Source organism: Stenotrophomonas sp. ATCM1_4, assembly GCF_004348115.1.
GTDB lineage: Bacteria > Pseudomonadota > Gammaproteobacteria > Xanthomonadales > Xanthomonadaceae > Stenotrophomonas > Stenotrophomonas capsici.
Window position 1 is genome coordinate 771,252 of the sequence record NZ_QPFB01000001.1, and the last position, 15,604, is coordinate 786,855.

21 protein-coding genes are annotated in these 15,604 nt (G+C 66.2%); all 21 read left to right on the top strand.

What is annotated here, in order from left to right:
* Positions 1-78 precede the first annotated feature (78 nt).
* The 21 genes from ATCM_RS03745 to ATCM_RS03840 all read left to right on the top strand — a co-directional run bounded on the left by ATCM_RS03745 (position 79) and on the right by ATCM_RS03840 (position 15,603).
* Positions 79-1,005: a hypothetical protein gene (locus ATCM_RS03745; RefSeq protein WP_132862900.1), complete on the top strand. Its 927-nt coding sequence runs from the start codon at positions 79-81 to the stop codon at positions 1,003-1,005.
* On the top strand, positions 1,002-2,477 hold the full coding sequence (gene dnaB, locus ATCM_RS03750; RefSeq protein WP_132862901.1) for a replicative DNA helicase: 1,476 nt from the start codon (positions 1,002-1,004) through the stop codon (positions 2,475-2,477). Before ATCM_RS03745 ends, dnaB begins: the two co-directional genes overlap by 4 nt.
* The gene (locus ATCM_RS03755) at positions 2,474-3,022 is read left to right on the top strand and encodes a hypothetical protein (protein WP_132862902.1); all 549 of its coding nucleotides are present in this window, start codon (positions 2,474-2,476) and stop codon (positions 3,020-3,022) included. Before dnaB ends, ATCM_RS03755 begins: the two co-directional genes overlap by 4 nt.
* The gene (locus tag ATCM_RS03760; protein ID WP_132862903.1) at positions 3,022-3,297 is read left to right on the top strand and encodes a hypothetical protein; all 276 of its coding nucleotides are present in this window, start codon (positions 3,022-3,024) and stop codon (positions 3,295-3,297) included. The genes ATCM_RS03755 and ATCM_RS03760 overlap by 1 nt, the downstream gene beginning before the upstream one ends.
* Positions 3,294-3,782 carry a hypothetical protein gene (locus tag ATCM_RS03765; RefSeq protein WP_132862904.1) on the top strand — a complete coding sequence of 163 codons (489 nt, stop codon included), beginning with the start codon at positions 3,294-3,296 and terminating at the stop codon, positions 3,780-3,782. Before ATCM_RS03760 ends, ATCM_RS03765 begins: the two co-directional genes overlap by 4 nt.
* Positions 3,779-4,285: a hypothetical protein gene (locus ATCM_RS03770; RefSeq protein WP_132862905.1), complete on the top strand. Its 507-nt coding sequence runs from the start codon at positions 3,779-3,781 to the stop codon at positions 4,283-4,285. The genes ATCM_RS03765 and ATCM_RS03770 overlap by 4 nt, the downstream gene beginning before the upstream one ends.
* On the top strand, positions 4,282-4,788 hold the full coding sequence (locus tag ATCM_RS03775; protein WP_132862906.1) for a hypothetical protein: 507 nt from the start codon (positions 4,282-4,284) through the stop codon (positions 4,786-4,788). The genes ATCM_RS03770 and ATCM_RS03775 overlap by 4 nt, the downstream gene beginning before the upstream one ends.
* Complete coding sequence (locus tag ATCM_RS19060; RefSeq protein WP_165931114.1) at positions 4,785-4,946, top strand: hypothetical protein; 162 nt, start codon at positions 4,785-4,787, stop codon at positions 4,944-4,946. The genes ATCM_RS03775 and ATCM_RS19060 overlap by 4 nt, the downstream gene beginning before the upstream one ends.
* Complete coding sequence (locus tag ATCM_RS03780) at positions 4,943-5,146, top strand: hypothetical protein (protein WP_132862907.1); 204 nt, start codon at positions 4,943-4,945, stop codon at positions 5,144-5,146. The genes ATCM_RS19060 and ATCM_RS03780 overlap by 4 nt, the downstream gene beginning before the upstream one ends.
* Positions 5,147-5,160: 14 nt before the next feature.
* Complete coding sequence (locus ATCM_RS03785) at positions 5,161-5,604, top strand: hypothetical protein (protein WP_132862908.1); 444 nt, start codon at positions 5,161-5,163, stop codon at positions 5,602-5,604.
* A 157-nt stretch (positions 5,605-5,761) separates the two neighbouring features.
* Positions 5,762-6,052 carry a hypothetical protein gene (locus ATCM_RS03790; protein ID WP_165931115.1) on the top strand — a complete coding sequence of 97 codons (291 nt, stop codon included), beginning with the start codon at positions 5,762-5,764 and terminating at the stop codon, positions 6,050-6,052.
* 2 nt (positions 6,053-6,054) lie between these two features.
* Complete coding sequence (locus tag ATCM_RS03795) at positions 6,055-6,564, top strand: hypothetical protein (protein ID WP_207911771.1); 510 nt, start codon at positions 6,055-6,057, stop codon at positions 6,562-6,564.
* Complete coding sequence (locus tag ATCM_RS03800) at positions 6,551-7,906, top strand: terminase family protein (protein WP_132862911.1); 1,356 nt, start codon at positions 6,551-6,553, stop codon at positions 7,904-7,906. The genes ATCM_RS03795 and ATCM_RS03800 overlap by 14 nt, the downstream gene beginning before the upstream one ends.
* Positions 7,903-9,930, top strand: a complete 2,028-nt coding sequence (locus ATCM_RS03805; protein ID WP_132862912.1) for a hypothetical protein — start codon at positions 7,903-7,905, stop codon at positions 9,928-9,930. Before ATCM_RS03800 ends, ATCM_RS03805 begins: the two co-directional genes overlap by 4 nt.
* Before the next feature lie 29 nt (positions 9,931-9,959).
* Positions 9,960-11,102, top strand: coding sequence for a hypothetical protein (locus ATCM_RS03810; protein WP_132862913.1), 1,143 nt, complete (start codon positions 9,960-9,962; stop codon positions 11,100-11,102).
* A 58-nt stretch (positions 11,103-11,160) separates the two neighbouring features.
* Positions 11,161-11,601, top strand: a complete 441-nt coding sequence (locus ATCM_RS03815) for a Gp49 family protein (protein WP_132862915.1) — start codon at positions 11,161-11,163, stop codon at positions 11,599-11,601.
* Between the two features lie 171 nt (positions 11,602-11,772).
* Complete coding sequence (locus tag ATCM_RS03820) at positions 11,773-12,834, top strand: phage major capsid protein (RefSeq protein ID WP_132862916.1); 1,062 nt, start codon at positions 11,773-11,775, stop codon at positions 12,832-12,834.
* A gap of 49 nt (positions 12,835-12,883) precedes the next feature.
* Positions 12,884-13,192 carry a hypothetical protein gene (locus ATCM_RS03825; RefSeq protein ID WP_132862917.1) on the top strand — a complete coding sequence of 103 codons (309 nt, stop codon included), beginning with the start codon at positions 12,884-12,886 and terminating at the stop codon, positions 13,190-13,192.
* Entirely contained in the window at positions 13,192-13,749 is a 558-nt protein-coding gene (locus tag ATCM_RS03830) for a hypothetical protein (protein WP_132862919.1), read from the top strand. Before ATCM_RS03825 ends, ATCM_RS03830 begins: the two co-directional genes overlap by 1 nt.
* Positions 13,750-13,825: 76 nt before the next feature.
* Positions 13,826-14,446, top strand: a complete 621-nt coding sequence (locus ATCM_RS03835) for a glycosyltransferase (protein ID WP_132862921.1) — start codon at positions 13,826-13,828, stop codon at positions 14,444-14,446.
* Complete coding sequence (locus tag ATCM_RS03840; RefSeq protein ID WP_132862923.1) at positions 14,446-15,603, top strand: hypothetical protein; 1,158 nt, start codon at positions 14,446-14,448, stop codon at positions 15,601-15,603. The genes ATCM_RS03835 and ATCM_RS03840 overlap by 1 nt, the downstream gene beginning before the upstream one ends.
* Position 15,604 lies beyond the last annotated feature (1 nt).

The window sequence follows — 15,604 nt, forward strand, 5'->3', positions numbered from 1 at the left end:
CGCTACCGAGCGCGCCATGATCGTCGTCCGCCAGCTCTGGTACATCGCCGGCTGCCTGCAGCTGCTGCGGGGTGCGTGATGGCCGAGATTGAAACCCGGCAAGCCAAGGGCCGTTACCGCAAGGTGGAGGTACGTACCTGGGGCGATGAGAAGTTCCGCAGGCTCAGCCCTATGCCGCCGTGCGGACAAGGCCTGTGGTTGTTCCTGATCACCGGTCCGCACACTGGCCCGATCCCCGGCCTGTTCCGTGCTGGTCGCGCGGCGATGGCTGAAGAGCTGGACTGGGACGTGGAAGCCTTCGACAAAGCCTTCGGGGAAGCCTTCCGGGAAGGCATGGTGAAAGCTGACTTCAAAGCCCGCGTGGTGTGGGTGCCGAAGGCTATCAACCACAACCGCCCCGAGTCGCCGAACGTGGTGCTGAGCTGGGCGGCAGAGTTCGACCTGATCCCCGAATGCCCCCTGAAATGGGAGGCGCTGGACTACCTGAGAGCCAGTGTTTACGGGCTTGGAGAGGCTTTCACTAAGGCCTTCGATAAGGCTTTCGGCAAGCCTTCTGGCAAGCCTTCCCCGAAGGCTATGCCTAATCAGGAACAGGAACAGGAACAGGAGAAAGAACCCCCCCATACCCCCCCGGCTACCGCCGAGGGGGCGAAGCCTGGGCGGAGGAAGCGGGAGAAAGTCACCTTCGCTGCATTCCTCGACGCCTGCCAGGCGGCGGGTGAATCCGCGATCCCGAAGACCGACCCGATCTTCACCTTTGCCAAGGACACCGGCATCCCGAAGGACTACCTGCACCTGGCCTGGCGCGAGTTTGCCGGTCGGCACAAGGACAGCGGCCGGATGCAGAAGGACTGGCGGGCCCACTTCCGCGATGCCGTGCGCCGGAACTGGTTCAAGCTCTGGTGGTTCCCGGATGCCGGCTCCTGCGAGCTGACGACTGCAGGCGTGCAGCTGGCCCGGGAGCGTGATGCGGAGCGCGCCCGTGAGCAGGAGCAGGCCGCATGAACGCCATGCCTTCCTACCTCGATGACGGAGCAGTTCTGCGCGTCCCTCCGCATTCCGTCGAGGCCGAGCAGTCGGTGCTGGGGGGTGTGATGCTGGCGCCGGAGGCGCTGCGCGACGTCCGGGACGTGCTGACCCCGGCCGACTTCTACCGTCGGGACCACCAGCTGATCTTCGAGGCCATCTGCGACCTGGCCGACCGCGAGCAGCCGTTCGATACCGTGTTGCTGATCAACTGGTTCGAGAACGCGGGGAAACTGGATCTTGTCTCGAACGGTGCCTACCTGGTTGAGCTGTCCGCTACAGTGCCGTCGGCGGCCAACATCAAGGCGTACGCCGCCGTGGTGCGCAACAAGGCATTGCTGCGCGGCGTGATCACTACTGCCACCGACGTGGCCAACGACGCATACGCTGCGGACGACGCAGAGGCCGAAGCGGTGGTTTCCGGTGCGGCATCGAAGTTCGCCAGCCTGACGGTGCAGTCCAGCGGCACCGGCGGCTTGTTACTGCTGCGCGGCGACATCCAGGGTATGTGGGAGGAAATGGAGGCCCGCTACAACGGCACGGCCGAACTCGGGCTGGTCCCGCCGTGGAAGAGCGTGGCCGTGAAGCTGCCGGGCCTGGAGCCGACCGACCTGATGGTGATCGCCGCCCGGCCCTCGATGGGCAAGACCGCCAACATGCTGGAGTGGTGCTACAGCGCCGCAGCGGAGCAGGGCAGGGCAGTGGCGGTTTTCAGCTTGGAGATGGGGCGGCGGCAACTGCTGGCCAGGTTGATGAGCATGCACTCGGGCGTTCCCCTGTCGCGGATGCGGGTGAAGGGGGAGTTGACCAACGACGACTGGCACAAGCTGGCCGTGGCGCGGAATCACCTCCAGGGCTTGCCGTTGGCGATTGACGATTGCGGGTCGCTGCCCGTCGACGCGCTGGTGGCGCGCGCATCGCGCATGCACGCAAAGGTGCCTGGCGGCCTGGGGCTTGTGGCGCTGGACTACCTGCAGCTCGTGTCTGGGCCAGCCAAAGTCGGAAACCGCACGGAAGAGGTCTCCTACATCTCGCGGACCCTGAAGCAGCTCGCCAAGAACCTGCAGTGCCCGGTCATCGCGCTGTCGCAGCTGAATCGCGGCGTTGAGACGCGCACCGACAAGCGCCCCGGCATGGCGGACCTACGCGAGTCGGGCGCGATCGAGCAGGACGCTGATGTGATCGCGATGCTCTACCGCGACGATTACTACACCAAGGACGCTTGCGGTGCCCCGGGCGTGTCGGAATTCATCCTGGCCAAGAACCGGCAGGGTGAGACCGGCACCGCGTACCTGCGGCACCACCTCGAATGCAGCCGGTTTGAGAGCTACTTCGGCGACAAGCCGAACTACAGCCTGCGGACGGCGGCACGCAGGGATGATGACGACGGCTTCGATGTGCCGCGCAGTCGTCGTAGCGGGAAGGACCTGGCCGCAGGAGCAGTCGAATGACCCTCACCCCTGCAGCAAAGAAGATCCGCGCCAAGCGCGCCCGGCGGCCGGTGTACCTGATGGTGCGCCGGCTCATGGACCCGGCTACCGGCGAGCTGGTGGGCGCGCTGGTTCCGGCCAACGACATCGACCAGCGGCTGCTGCGCGATCGCCGATTCGTTGTCGGGAAGGAGATCCGCGCCGAGATGAAGCAGAGCCGGAACCCTGCCTTCCATCGGCTTGTGCACGCCGTCGGCTACCTGCTGGTGGACCACGTCGACGGCTTCGAATCGATGACCGCCCACGATGCGGTGAAGGAGGTCCAGAAGCGCGCCGGCGTGTTCTGCGACCCGATGGCGGTGGACCTTGGCCAGTTCGGGACGGTTGAGGTGCAGGTGCCCCGGTCCATCGCGTTCGATGAGATGGACGAGGGAGAGTTCCACGAGTTCTTCCGTGGCTTGACGGACTACATCGACCGGCACCTGATCAGCGGTGTGGCCGATGCGGTCCGCGCGGACTACCTGCTGATGACCGGCGGTGGTGAGCAGCCGCGGAGGATTGCCTGATGCGCACCAAGAACGCCAAGGCCATCACCCCGGCAGAGCGCGCGCACCTGGAGGCCGTCAAGTTGCTCCCGTGCAGCATCTGCGATGCGCCGCCGCCCAGTGACGCCCACCACATCAACCAGGGCCAGCACTTCACGACCGTGGCCCTGTGCAAGGACTGCCACCAAGGCAGCTTCAACGGCTGGCACGGCCAGAAGCGCATGTGGCTGATCAAGAAGATGGACGAGTTGTCCGGCTTGAACGTGACGCTCAGGCGTCTAAGGGAGGCAAAGTGAACAAGGCTGGAAGTCGCCTTACTCATGGGCATCGCCGAAATGGCGCGACAAGTGCTGAGTACAACATCTGGATGAAGATGCGTTCTCGGTGCAACAACCCCAAGGATCGCGCATACGCGGACTACGGCGGGCGAGGTATTTCCATCGAGCCGCGGTGGGATTCATTCGAGGCATTTCTCGAAGACATGGGGCGCCGCCCTTCGCCAGCTCACAGCATCGACCGCGTGGACAACAACAAGGGTTATTGCGCCGCGAATTGCCGCTGGGCCACCTGGAAGCAACAGCAGCGGAATCGTCGTAACAACAAGATCTACACCATCGACGGCGTGACAGCCACGTTGCCGGAGCATTGCGAACGCACTGGCGTCAAGTACAAAACCGCCCATATGCGCTTGTCAAAAGGGGCGCCATTGAGAGTTGCCATTAGTCCGGAGCGCCCGAAGTACGGAACCCTGCGCCGGCTCAACCAGAGGAATGCAGCATGAGCGAGAACGAGATCAAGCCGGTGCTTTGGGATGTCACGGAGGCCATTGGATTCGATGGCTCAAGGGTTGAGGACATCACGCCCTGTCCGGATGGCCGATTCGTCCATGTGGACGACTACCAATCCGCCATCGACCGCCTGAGAGAGGATTTGGCGGAGATTCGCTCTCAGCGCGATAGGGCTGAGCTGCTAGTCGAGGCACGCGGGACTTGCATCGACCGCCTGACGGCAGAGCGGGATGCGGCCGTGGCTGATGCAGGCCGGTGGCGGCACATTACGGAGGAGCTGGACCGGTCGTACGGCGATGGCTACACCGAGCCCAAAGAACGCTGCATTGTTCTTGAATGGCAGCAAGGGCCTTGGATTCGAGACGGAAGCAATGGCGGCGCAGGACGGCCCGATACGTTCCCGGGCTGGAATTCAATCGTTGACGAGATGATGGCCGAGACTCGCAGAGTGCTCGCCGAGCTTGATCATGACGATTGCGCGGAGGGCTCGGCATGAGCGCCTTGCGTCTGACTTTCGGAATCGACCCGGGCCTGACCGGTGCCATTGTGACCCTGCTGGACGGCGTGGCCGGCCCGATGATCGACATGCCGACCCGCCGTGTGGACGGTTGGGGTGAGATTGATGCGCGGGCCCTGGCCGTCTTCATTCGCGAGCAGCGCACCGCCCACCCCGGGGCCTACGTGTCGGCCTGCGTCGAAAAGGTCGGCGCGATGCCGGGGGACGGCGGCACCAGTGCCTTCCGGTTCGGCGAGACCAGCGGCGGCATCCGCTTCACCCTGGACGTGCTGGGCGTTCCTTACACCCGCGCCATCCCGGCGGTGTGGAAGCGGCAGTTCGCCCTGATCGGCAAGGACAAGGACGCCGCTCGGCAGCTGGCCATCCAGCGGTTCCCCGAGGTCGCGCACATGCTGACCCGCAAGAAGGACAACGGCCGGGCCGATGCGCTGCTGATCGCCCTATACGGAGAGCAGGCGCTGGCGAGCGGGGTGGCGGCATGAAGCTCTACCTGTTCTTCCGGCCCGAGGGCTTCTACCCGCTGCAGCTGTCGGACGACGAGACGGCCGTCGCGCATGCGGAGTGCAACCCGGGGACCGTCAAGGTTGAGGAATGGACCGGCCGGCTGGTCTGGCCAGTGCCCGTCGAGGTGGCTGCGTGAGCCGCTCCGTGTTCGAGAAGCGCTATGCCGCCCGGCTGCGCCGCTACGGCCGGTGCTCGGTTTGCCAGTTCCGAGAGGTGACCGACGGCACCTACCACTGCCGGCGGAACCCCGACCGGCAAGGCAGCTGCGACAGCGACGGCCGGCTTCCGGCGTTCCGCGTGGATACCGAGGTTCTTGATCAGTTGCGAGACGAGTAGCGCAGGAGAAGACGATGACCCCGTCCAACCATGGCAGCAACCGTGACCCGACGCCTTGCCGGCAGATCGAACGGCGTATCAAGCCGGCGTTCCTGCTGGAGGAGTGCCCGACCTTGCAGGTCCTGGCGGCCAAGCTACAGAAGCGAATCAGGCAGACCCTGCACGGTCGTGGCGCGGGAACCATGGTGGCCATCAACGGCAGTGGTGAGGTGTTCCTGCTGATGGCCGGCGAGGCCCGGACCGAGAAGTTCTTCGCCGAGAACTACGGGATCGTGATGGGTATCTATGCCGAGCTCCCGATGGGTGGTGGAGAGGCGATGGTCCCTGACGTCGATGTGCTGGCCGAGGACATCAGGTTCCACCTGCCCGCCGGCGCCATTGTTGACGCGCCAATCGAACTGTCGATCCAGCTGGAGCTGGAATTCCCTCCGTTGAACCTGCTCCCCATTGCGGCGTAATGGCGTCATGAGCGACCGCCAGACGCCCAACACCATCGAACCGATCACAGGAGCGCCGGCCGGGGCGCTATGGGTAATTCCGGCACGACCAGCGGGCAGGTGTCGTCAACAGTCCGCAGCCGACACGGAGGGGGCCGCGTGCGGCCGGCCGGGGGCCATGACCCACGGTGACGCCATGCCTTCCGGGAATCGGCGAACCATCCGCGCTGTCGCCTATGGCGGCCCTTTGGACGGGCGGGTGGTGCAGATACTGGCCTCGCTCCAGCATTTCCGCGTTCCTGAGGCCAATGCGGACGGCCGCTTCACTGTGGTCACCTACGTGGTGCACCTGTACGTCGATCCGGCGCGCGATACCCGCTACTTCGCATTGGTGGTGGACAGCGTGCCACTGCCCGACCCGGATCAGGTGGTCCGTGACGGAAAGCGGCTCCGTACTGGGGTTTGGTAACCATGCCCGTTCCTAAGAAGGCTCGCGCCACGGCAGCCAAGAAGACGCCGGCCAAGAAGAAAGGCGCGGGCGGCAGGCCCAGCAAGTACAAGCCCGAGTTCGCCAAGCAGGCCAAGTTCCTCGCCGACAAGGGCTGCACCGACCCTGAGGTGGCTGCGTTCTTCGAGGTGGCGCTGTCCACTGTCTCCCTGTGGAAGCTGAAGCACCCTGAGTTTTCGGAAGCCCTAAGGCTGGGCAAGGCCGAGGCAGACAGCCGGGTGGAGCGGGCGCTGTTCGAGCGCGCTACCGGCTACAGCCATCCGGACACCCACGTCAGCAGCTACCTGGGCGAGGTGACCCTCACTCCGGTGATTAAGCACTACCCGCCGGACTCCACGGCGATGATCTTCTGGCTGAAGAACCGCAAGCCGGAGCACTGGCGCGACAAGCCGGAGGGCTTCAACGACGACGCGCCGCCGCCGGCAGCCGTGACGGTCACCGTGGTGAGCGGGCGCAAGCGTGCCAACACTTAACGAACCGCAGGCGGCCTTTCTCCAGCTGCCGCACAAGTTCCGGGCGTTCGTGGGCGGCTTCGGCTCGGGCAAGACCTGGGTAGGCTGCGGCTCGCTGTGCCGCCACGCATGGGAGTTCCCGCGCATCCCGACGGGCTACTTTGCCCCGAGCTACCCGCAGATCCGGGACATCTTCTACCCGACGATCGAGGAGGTGGCCTTCGACTGGGGGCTGCGCGCCCAGATCAACCAGTCGAACAAGGAAGTGCACCTGTACGCCGGCCGGCAGTACCGCGGCACGGCCATCTGCCGATCGATGGACAACCCGGCCAGCATCGTGGGCTTCAAGATCGGCCGCGGCCTGGTGGACGAGATCGACACCATGAAGCGGCGTAAGGCGCACGACGCCTGGCGGAAGATCATTGCCCGCCTGCGCGTGAAGGCTCCCGGCCTGCAGAACGGCATCGACGTGACGACCACGCCCGAGGGCTTCAACTTCGTCTACGAGCAGTTCGAGAAGATCCCGAGCGAAAACCCGAGCAAGGCTGAGCTGTACGGGAAGGTGCACGCCAGCACCTACGACAACGAGGCCAACCTTCCGGACGACTACATCCGGTCGCTGTTCGAGACCTACCCGGCGCAGTTGGTCAAGGCCTACATCAACGGCCTGTTCGTGAACCTGGCCGCCGGTTCGGTGTACCCGGCCTACGACAGGAAGCTCAACGGCACTCTGGCCACCATCGGCGACGAGGAGCGGCTCCACATCGGCATGGACTTCAACGTGCTGAACATGACGGCCATCGCGTGCGTCATCCGCGCCGGCCAGCCCTACGCGCTGGAGGAGTTCACCGGAGTGCGCGACACGCCGGCCATGATCCAGACGCTGCGGGAGAGGTTCGGAGAGCGGCAGATCGCGGTCTATCCGGATGCCAGCGGCGAGAGCACGCACACCAACAACGCAAGCGTCTCGGATCTTGGGTTGCTGCGTGCCGCAGGGTTCATCGTGCGCGTGCCGCCGTCCAATCCCCGCATCCGTGCCCGCGTGGTCAGCGTCAACGCGATGCTCTGCAACGCCAAGGGCGCCCGGCGCCTGCGGGTGAATCCCGTTGGCTGCCCGAAGCTGACCGAGGCGCTGGAGAAGCAGGCCTACGACGCGAACGGCATGCCCGACAAGACCACCGGCTTCGACCACCCGCCGGACGCCCTGGGCTACTTCATCCACTCGCGCTTCCCGGCCGTGGCCAGTGCGCGCGCTCCAACCTCCGTTGAACGGCCTCGGGTGATCACGCCTCATAGCCGCCAATGGCTCGAATACAGCGACGCCGCAGCCGACGCAACGCAACGAAAGAGGGAAATGCTATGACCGGTCCCGGCGACCAGCTGGTGCAGGCAATCGAAGCGGACGAGATGGAGCAGGCCGAAGCCGAGCGCCGCGCCGCTGCCGCGCTGGAGGAGGAGGGGGCGGTTAAGGCCTGGCTGAAGCGCATCGAGGAGGCCCGCGAGTTCGACAAGGACGCGCGCAAGGGCTACGCGCTGGACCGTCGGTATTGCCAGGAGCAGGCGAACTCGGACGTTTTCGACGTGCGTGTGCCGATCGCCGGCACTTACGTCGGCATCCTCACGACCTTCCTGTTCGCCCGCGACCCTGAAGTCAGCGTGGAGCTGGCCGAGGCGGTGTCTGTACGGATCAAGGAAGACGCCAAGGCCTTCGCAACCACGTTGGAGATTGTCGTCGGGCGGCTGTGGAAGAAGGGCAAGCTCAAGGCGGCGGCAGACCCGCTGGTCCGCTCGGGCCTGAGCGTCGCCATCGGCTGGATGAAGGCGGCATGGCACCGCGAGACTGGCAACAACCCGGCGCTGCAGCAGGAGATCGCCGGCCTGCGGTCCAGCCTGGCCGCCATCGACCAGCTACAGGCCGAACTGGCCGAAGGCATGGTGGGCGACGACTCGGCCCAGCGCGCAGAGCTGGAGCAGCGGCTGCAGCAGGCTGAGGACGAGGCCGAGCGCATCATCTTCAACGCCCTGTGCCTGGACTTCGTGCGGGCTGACGACATCCAGGTCGCGCCCGAATGCGCATGCCTCCAGAACTACGTCGACAGCCCGTGGATCGCCCAGCGGCTGTTCATGCCGATGGCGAAGGCCAAGGCCGCGTATCCCGAAGCCGCAGAGTTTCTGGGCTCGGCCACGGCCTACTTCCGCGTCCCGGGCAGGACGGCAGACGGGGCAGGGTTCAGTGGTACAGCCGGCGCCGAGCAGACGGATGAGTACAGCAAAGTCCCAGCCGGGGCGGCTGACACCAGCAAAGCCTGCGTGTGCGTCTGGGAGGTCTGGAACAAGGAAACGGGCCACGTCATCACGGTCGCAGAGGGCTGCCCGCGATACCTGCGTCAGCCGTTCAAGCCCGATCAGCGCACGACGCGCTTCTACCCGTTCTTCAGCTGGGCGGTGATCTGGAACGACGGGGCGCGCCACCCGCAGTCGCTGGTTGACCGCTCCCGATCGCTGCTGGACGAGTACAACCGGGTCCGCACGAACTACCGCGAGCACCGCCGCCGCGCCATCCCGAAGACGGGCTTCGACAGTGGTTCTCTCGATCCCGTGGAAGCCAACAAGATCGCAGACGCCGCTTCTGGCGAAATGGTGGGCCTGGACCTCAAAGGGGTGCCGCCCGCGCAGGTGCTGTTCCCGATCAGCTACAACCCGGTCGACATGGCGCTGTACGACACCCAGGTGATCCGATCGGAGCTGGAGATGATCTGGGGCGTACAGGAGGCGCTGTCTTCCAGCATCCAGGTGGCCAAGACCGCCACGGAGGCCGACATCCAGCAGCAGGGCACCGAGTCGCGAATCGGCTACGCCCGCGACAGTCTGGACGAGATGCTGTCCGACCTTGCGCGCTACACCGCCGAGCTGGCTGTCTCGCCCAACGGGCTGACGCCCGAGGATGCTGCAGCCATGGCTGGCGACGAGGCACTGTGGTTCAACGTGCCCGAGCCCGAGATGCTGGACATGGTCGTGCAGGTCGACATTCGCGCGGGATCGTCCGGCAAGCCGGCCACGGCGCTGCGCCAGCAGCAGTGGTCGATTCTGCTGCCCCAGCTGCAGCAGGCCGCCATCCAGATTGGCCAGATGCGCGGCGCGGCCTTGCCGGACATCGCCAACTGCCTGGAGCAGCTGACCGTTGAGACGGTCAAGCGCGCCGGCGATACCAGCATCGACCCCTACAGCTTCATTCCGCAGGCACCTGCACCAGTTGCCCCGGGCCTGCCGGGCGGCGCTGCCGTTGACCCGGCGATGCTGGCCGGTGCCGCCGGCGGTGAGCCGCCCATCGATCCCGCAATGCTCGACCCGGCAGCAATGGCGCCGCCGGCAATCACCCCTGTTTGACCCGACACGCCGCCAGCGAGGAGACACACGTGCGTATTGACCACAACGAACCCGACACCACCACCGTCGAGGACGACGGCACCGCCGCAGCTGCCGCGCAGGCCGCTGCCACCGTCGCCAGCAATGACGGTGCCACCGACACCGGGGCCATGGATGCCTTCAGTCAGGGCGTGGAAGTTGCCCGCGAGCAGGAAGTGCGGGAGGAGGGCGGTGCGCCCGCCGCTGCCGCTGATGGCCAGGCTGCTGCCGGTGCTGAAGTCGATGCTGCTGGCGGCGAAACCGTTGGCGCAGCAGCACCTGCTGGTGGTGCTGAGGGTGGCCAGGGCGGTGAGCCCGATGCCGCTGCAGCAGCTGCCGCCGCATCTGCCGCGAGCCAGCCCGACGCCATCGATGCCGAGATCAAGGACCTGGGCATCAACAACGAGCGGACCCAGAAGCGTTTCCGCGAACTGAGCGAGCGCGCCGCGGAGGTGGAAGCACTCCGCCCGGACGCCGAGCGCGGCCGGCAGTGGGAGGAGACGATCAAGTCCACCGGTGCCGATCCGCAGCAGATGGGCAACGCCCTGAACTACCTGGCCGCCATCAACTCCGGTGACCCGGCCGCGATGGGGCAGGCCTACGACTTCATGCAGCAGGAGATGGCATGGCTGGCCAAGCAGCTGGGCCGGCCGGCACCGGGCTATGACCCGCTGAGCGAGCATGCCGACCTGGCCAAGCAGGTTGCCGACGGCGACATGACCCGCCCGGCCGCCGAGGAGCTGATCCGCAGTCGTCGCACCACCGCGCTGCAGCAGGACAGCCAGCAGCGGCAGCGCCAGCAGATGGAGCAGCAGGCCACCGCCGAGCAGGCGCACCAGCAGGCCCTGCAGCAGGTCGGTGCGCTCGGCCAGCAGCTGCGCGCTGCCGATCCGCACTTCGACGCCAAGTTCAAGGCCATCCAGCCGATGGTCGCGGTGATCCAGAGCACGCTGCCGCCACAGGAGTGGGCCGGGGCCATCCAGCGGGCCTATCTGGCCGCTCCTGCACCGGTGGTCGCGCCGCCGGCACAGCGCCAGCCCGCAGCTGCCCCGAACAACCCCGCGCGCGCCACGGGGCTCGACCTGAGCCAAGCCCCGACGAAGGAGAACGCCTTCACGTTCGGTGTGGCCGCAGCCAAGGCGCAGGGCCGCTGATGCGCCGCCATCCCCTCGCGCTCGCCATCTGGCGGGCGCTCAACGACTGGAGCAGGAAATGAGCGAGCAGAAGGCAGTCCGCTGCAGCTTGGGCGTGACGACCGATGAGGTCGAGGCCCAGGTATTCGACATCGAGTACTTCACCGCGCGGGATGGCGTGGCGGGTTCGTATCAAGGGACGGACGTGCAACCGGAGATTGATCCGGACTTCGCACGTTTCACGTTCTGCATCGTCCGCCTGCGCAATGGTTTCATCGTCACCGGGCAGGCTGTGCACCTGCACACCAGCGAGGCTGATGTGGCCCTCGGACGCCACTTCGCACGAGCAGACGCCCTCGCCAAGGTGCGGCAGATTCTCGGGTTCCAGCTGCGTGAAAAGCTCGACAGGGACGAGCGCAGCAGGCCGGGCCTAACTGCGTTGAGCGAAGCCGATGCGCGCGCGGATGTCGCCGGCACCCCGCGCCCCGACAATCCCGGCCTCAACACGAACGCCGCATAACCCCGTTGACTGGCATGCCGGCTGGCGCATATTGCGATCCAGCCGGCCAACGCCGGCATCGCGAGTGACGTAAGCCGGGTTCGCCGCCGGTAGCGCTGAAACGAGAGTCGCGCCCTCGGAACGCGAGAGACCACGCCCATTCGGGCTTCCTCTTTCCCTCCGAGGTGCGATATGCCATTGACCCCCGCCCAGTTGGCCAGCGGCGCCAACTACCAGATGCAGTCCTATGCGACTGACGACCCGATCGACCAGTTCACCAGCGAGCGCCCGCTCGCCCAGTGGCTGATCTCCAAGAAGACCGATACGGTATTCGGTAACGGCATCTTCAACGAGAAGGTGCGGTTCACCAACGACAGCAACTACCAGAACTACTCCGGCGACGACCAGGTCAACTTCAACCGGAAGGACACCGTCCGCCTGGCGCCGTACCAGCACTACGAGGCCCACGACGGCTTCAGCCTCAACGAGACCGAGCTGGCCAACAACGGCATCATCCTGACCGACGACAAGTCGGCGCAGATGACCGACGCCGAGCATATCCAGATCGTGGACAAGCTGAAGGAAGGCTGGGACACGCTGAAGGATGGCTTTCAGGAGAACTGGGACCGCGAAATCCACCTCGACGGCTCGGCGAACCCGAAGGCCGTGCCGGGTCTGGACGCGCTGGTCAGCACCACGCCAAACGTGGGCGTCATCGGTGGCCTGGATGCAGCCAACGCGCCGTGGTGGCGCAACTGGGCGGTGATGGGGATCAGCACGGCCACGGCTGGCAACCTGATCTCGACGCTGGAGAAGATCTGGCGTCAGACCATCACCTACGGAAAGCTGGGGGCGCCGGACTTCATCCCCGTGGGCTCGGATATGTACGACGCGCTGCTGGCTGACGCGCTGAAGGTCATCGGGCGCCAGATCAACATGGGCGGCACTTCTACCGGTGGCGTGACGGTCGACCCGAGCACCAAGGCGCTGGCCTTCAAGGGCGTGCAGGTGGTCTGGGATCCCACCTTCGACGCGCTGGACGAGGAGCAGGGTGCGATCACGTATCCGTGGAAGAAGCGCGGCTATTTCCTCAACAGCAAGGCCGTCCGCCTGCGCCCCGTGAAGGGGCGCTGGATGATCCGCCGCACCCCGCCGCGTGTGTACGACCGCTACACGTACTACTTCGGCCTGACCGCGGACTACGGCCTGACCTGCCGCAAGCGCAACTCGAACGCGGTTTTCAGCATCGCCTGATCACCCCCAACGTGCCGGCGGGGTACGCCTCGCCGGCCAGGAGAAAGAAATGCCGAACACCATCACCATCGCGGGGGCGGCCATCGTCGCCCTCAACAAGACGCCGCTGCTGGGCGGCGAAGGTCGCGAAGGCCTCGCTCATCTGGGCGAGAACGTCGCGGTCACCACTGGCGTGCTGCTGCAGGGCCATCCGGGCCTGGCCAGCGGTGCGACCCCGGAAGCCGGTGACGCCGGCTGGGTGACGCTGCTGAGCGCCACTGCGACGCAGGGCCCGGTTGTCGAGATCGCGGACCTGCCCAAGTTCGTGAAGCTTGGCGCGGCTGCCGCCAATCCCATCACCCTGGAGGGCGTGCAGTAATGGCCAAGATCACCCTGACGCTGGTCACGCTGCTGATCGACCGTGACGCCAGCACCAAGCTGCCGACCACCGTGCCGGAATACGAGCAGTCCATCCTCGAAGAGATCTACGGGGAGGAGCTGGTGACCGAGCTGTCCTCCGATGAGGTGCAGGTGGAGGACTTCGACGTGGGTACTGCCTTCGCCGGCCTGGTCAAGAAGTACGGCGGCAATGCGGACTCCGACGCGGCGCGCGCCCGGTACTTCAATCGCGAGCGTGACCTGGAGAAGTTCATCGGCAACCGCCAGCCGTTGGGCACCAAGGCCGCAGCCAAGGCCCCGGCACCCACCGCAGCCGAGAAGAAGGCAGCCAAGGCCGCAGCCAAGGCCGGTAAGGACGCGCCGCAGGCTACCGACTTCACCGAGCTGCTGGCCGGTGACGTGGCCTCGATCACCGAGAAGCTGAAGGACCTGACCGATGCGGACCTGGTTGCCATCGAAGCGGCGGAGACCGAAGGACAGGCCCGCGAGGATCTGCTGGCCGCGATCGATGACGAGAGCGAGTCCCGCAAGCAGTAACCCGACCCGCTGGCGGCGGTGACGGCGGCCGGTCGGGGGTGACTCCGGCCGGCCATTTTCATTGGAGGAGAGCGAAATGCTTGATGTCCACGTGCTGGTGATGGACTACACGCCGGCGGAGGTTGTGGCGCGCTGCAAGGCGTCGATCGAGGCGGCAGCGGCGCGCGCGGGCTACCCCGTGGCGGTGCACTACCTGCCGGGCGTCGTCGGGCATCTCGGCAAGGCCCGGGCCAACGGATATGCCCTGGGGGCGTTCCCCTACGTGACGCACGTTGATGACGACGACTGGGTGCAGCCCGACGCATTCGAGGTGCTGGCCGACCAGCTGGCCGCGGGCGTCCTGGCGATCACCACCGGCGAGAACCACGTGCATGCGGCAGCGGCCGTGCCGGCGCCGGACTCGCGCCACCACCTGGCCGTGTTCCGCCGCGAGTTCGTGAAGGGCCTCGGCTACGACAGCTTCCGCTTCTACCCCGACCAGTACCTGCTGAGCATGTGCGAGCCGGTGCATCTGCCTGTCTGCGTCTACAACCACTGCATCGACATGGAGAGCGGCAGCCGCCGGCAGCGCCGCGCCCATGCAGGCGAGGCCCGCAGGGAGCTAGCCGCGATTCGGCGCCCGGACCTGGCGGTGCTGGAGAACGCCACCCCGGCCGAGCTGGCCGCCGCCATCGACCGTCACGTGAGGGAGCCGTAATGGCCAATCTTCTGAACAACAGCAATCTCTGGACCGCCACGGGGGCCGAGCGGGTCGACGGCACGTGGCAGTTCAACATCGATGGCGCCCATTCGGACCGCGCCAACGGCAACATCACGACCATAGATTCACCCGGCGCCGGGAACATCGTTGCCGGCACGGTCGCCTATGAGGTCACCGACTACGACTCCCCGCTGGATTACCTGTACTTCGTGGTCTTCGTCAGCGGCACGCTGGGTTTCAGCCAGCTGATCTACTCGCCGGGTGACCCGCTGCCCAAGGTCGGCAGCTTCGACTTCAACGTGTCGACGGATGGCGGCGACTACGTGTCGATTGGCGCCGGCAGGGAGGCGAGTAGCGACCCCGCGCACAACGTCACCGGCCAGTACATCAGCATCGGCGACTTCACCATCGTCCCGACCCCGGAACCGCCGGAGCCTGGCACCCGCTACAACTGCGAGTGCGACGACGCGCAGCCCACGGTGACGCTGGAGCAGATGCGCAACCGCCTCGCGCGCCGCCTTGGCTTCGCCGTGCAGGTGAGCATGGGTGCACTGCCGCCGGGCATGCCGGAGCTGCTGGACGACTTCATCCGAAGCGCTCACGACTTCATGTACCACCGCTACTCGGTGATGCGCCTGCGTCGGATGTTCACCTGGGACCTCGCCGCCGGCGTGCGGTTCTATGACGTCGACGGCAACGTGGACGACTGCCCCCGCGTGCTGAACCCCGACAAGCTCGAATGGGTTGGCATCTCCCAGGGCGATTCGAGCTGGCAGCCGCTGATCTGCGGCATCAACCCCGTGCTGTACGGCTCGGCCATCACCGGCATCCCATCGCACTACGAGATTCGCCAGTGCATCGAGATCTGGCCGGCGCCCGCGGACGACAGCTGGAAGCTGCGCATCAAGGGCGACTTCGGGCCGTCCCCGATCGAAGCCGACGGTGACGTGCTGACGGTCGACCCGGAGGCGGTGTTCCTGCAGGCGCTGGCCAACGCGAAGGCGCACTACGGCCAAGCCGACGCCGGCAACTATGCCAGCCAGGCCACGGCCTACGTTCGCAGCAAGGTGGCCGGCTCGCACCAGACCCGCAGGTACATCCCGGGCAGCTGTCCGCAGCCTCCGGCTGTGCGGCCGGTCCTGAAGGAGGATTGAG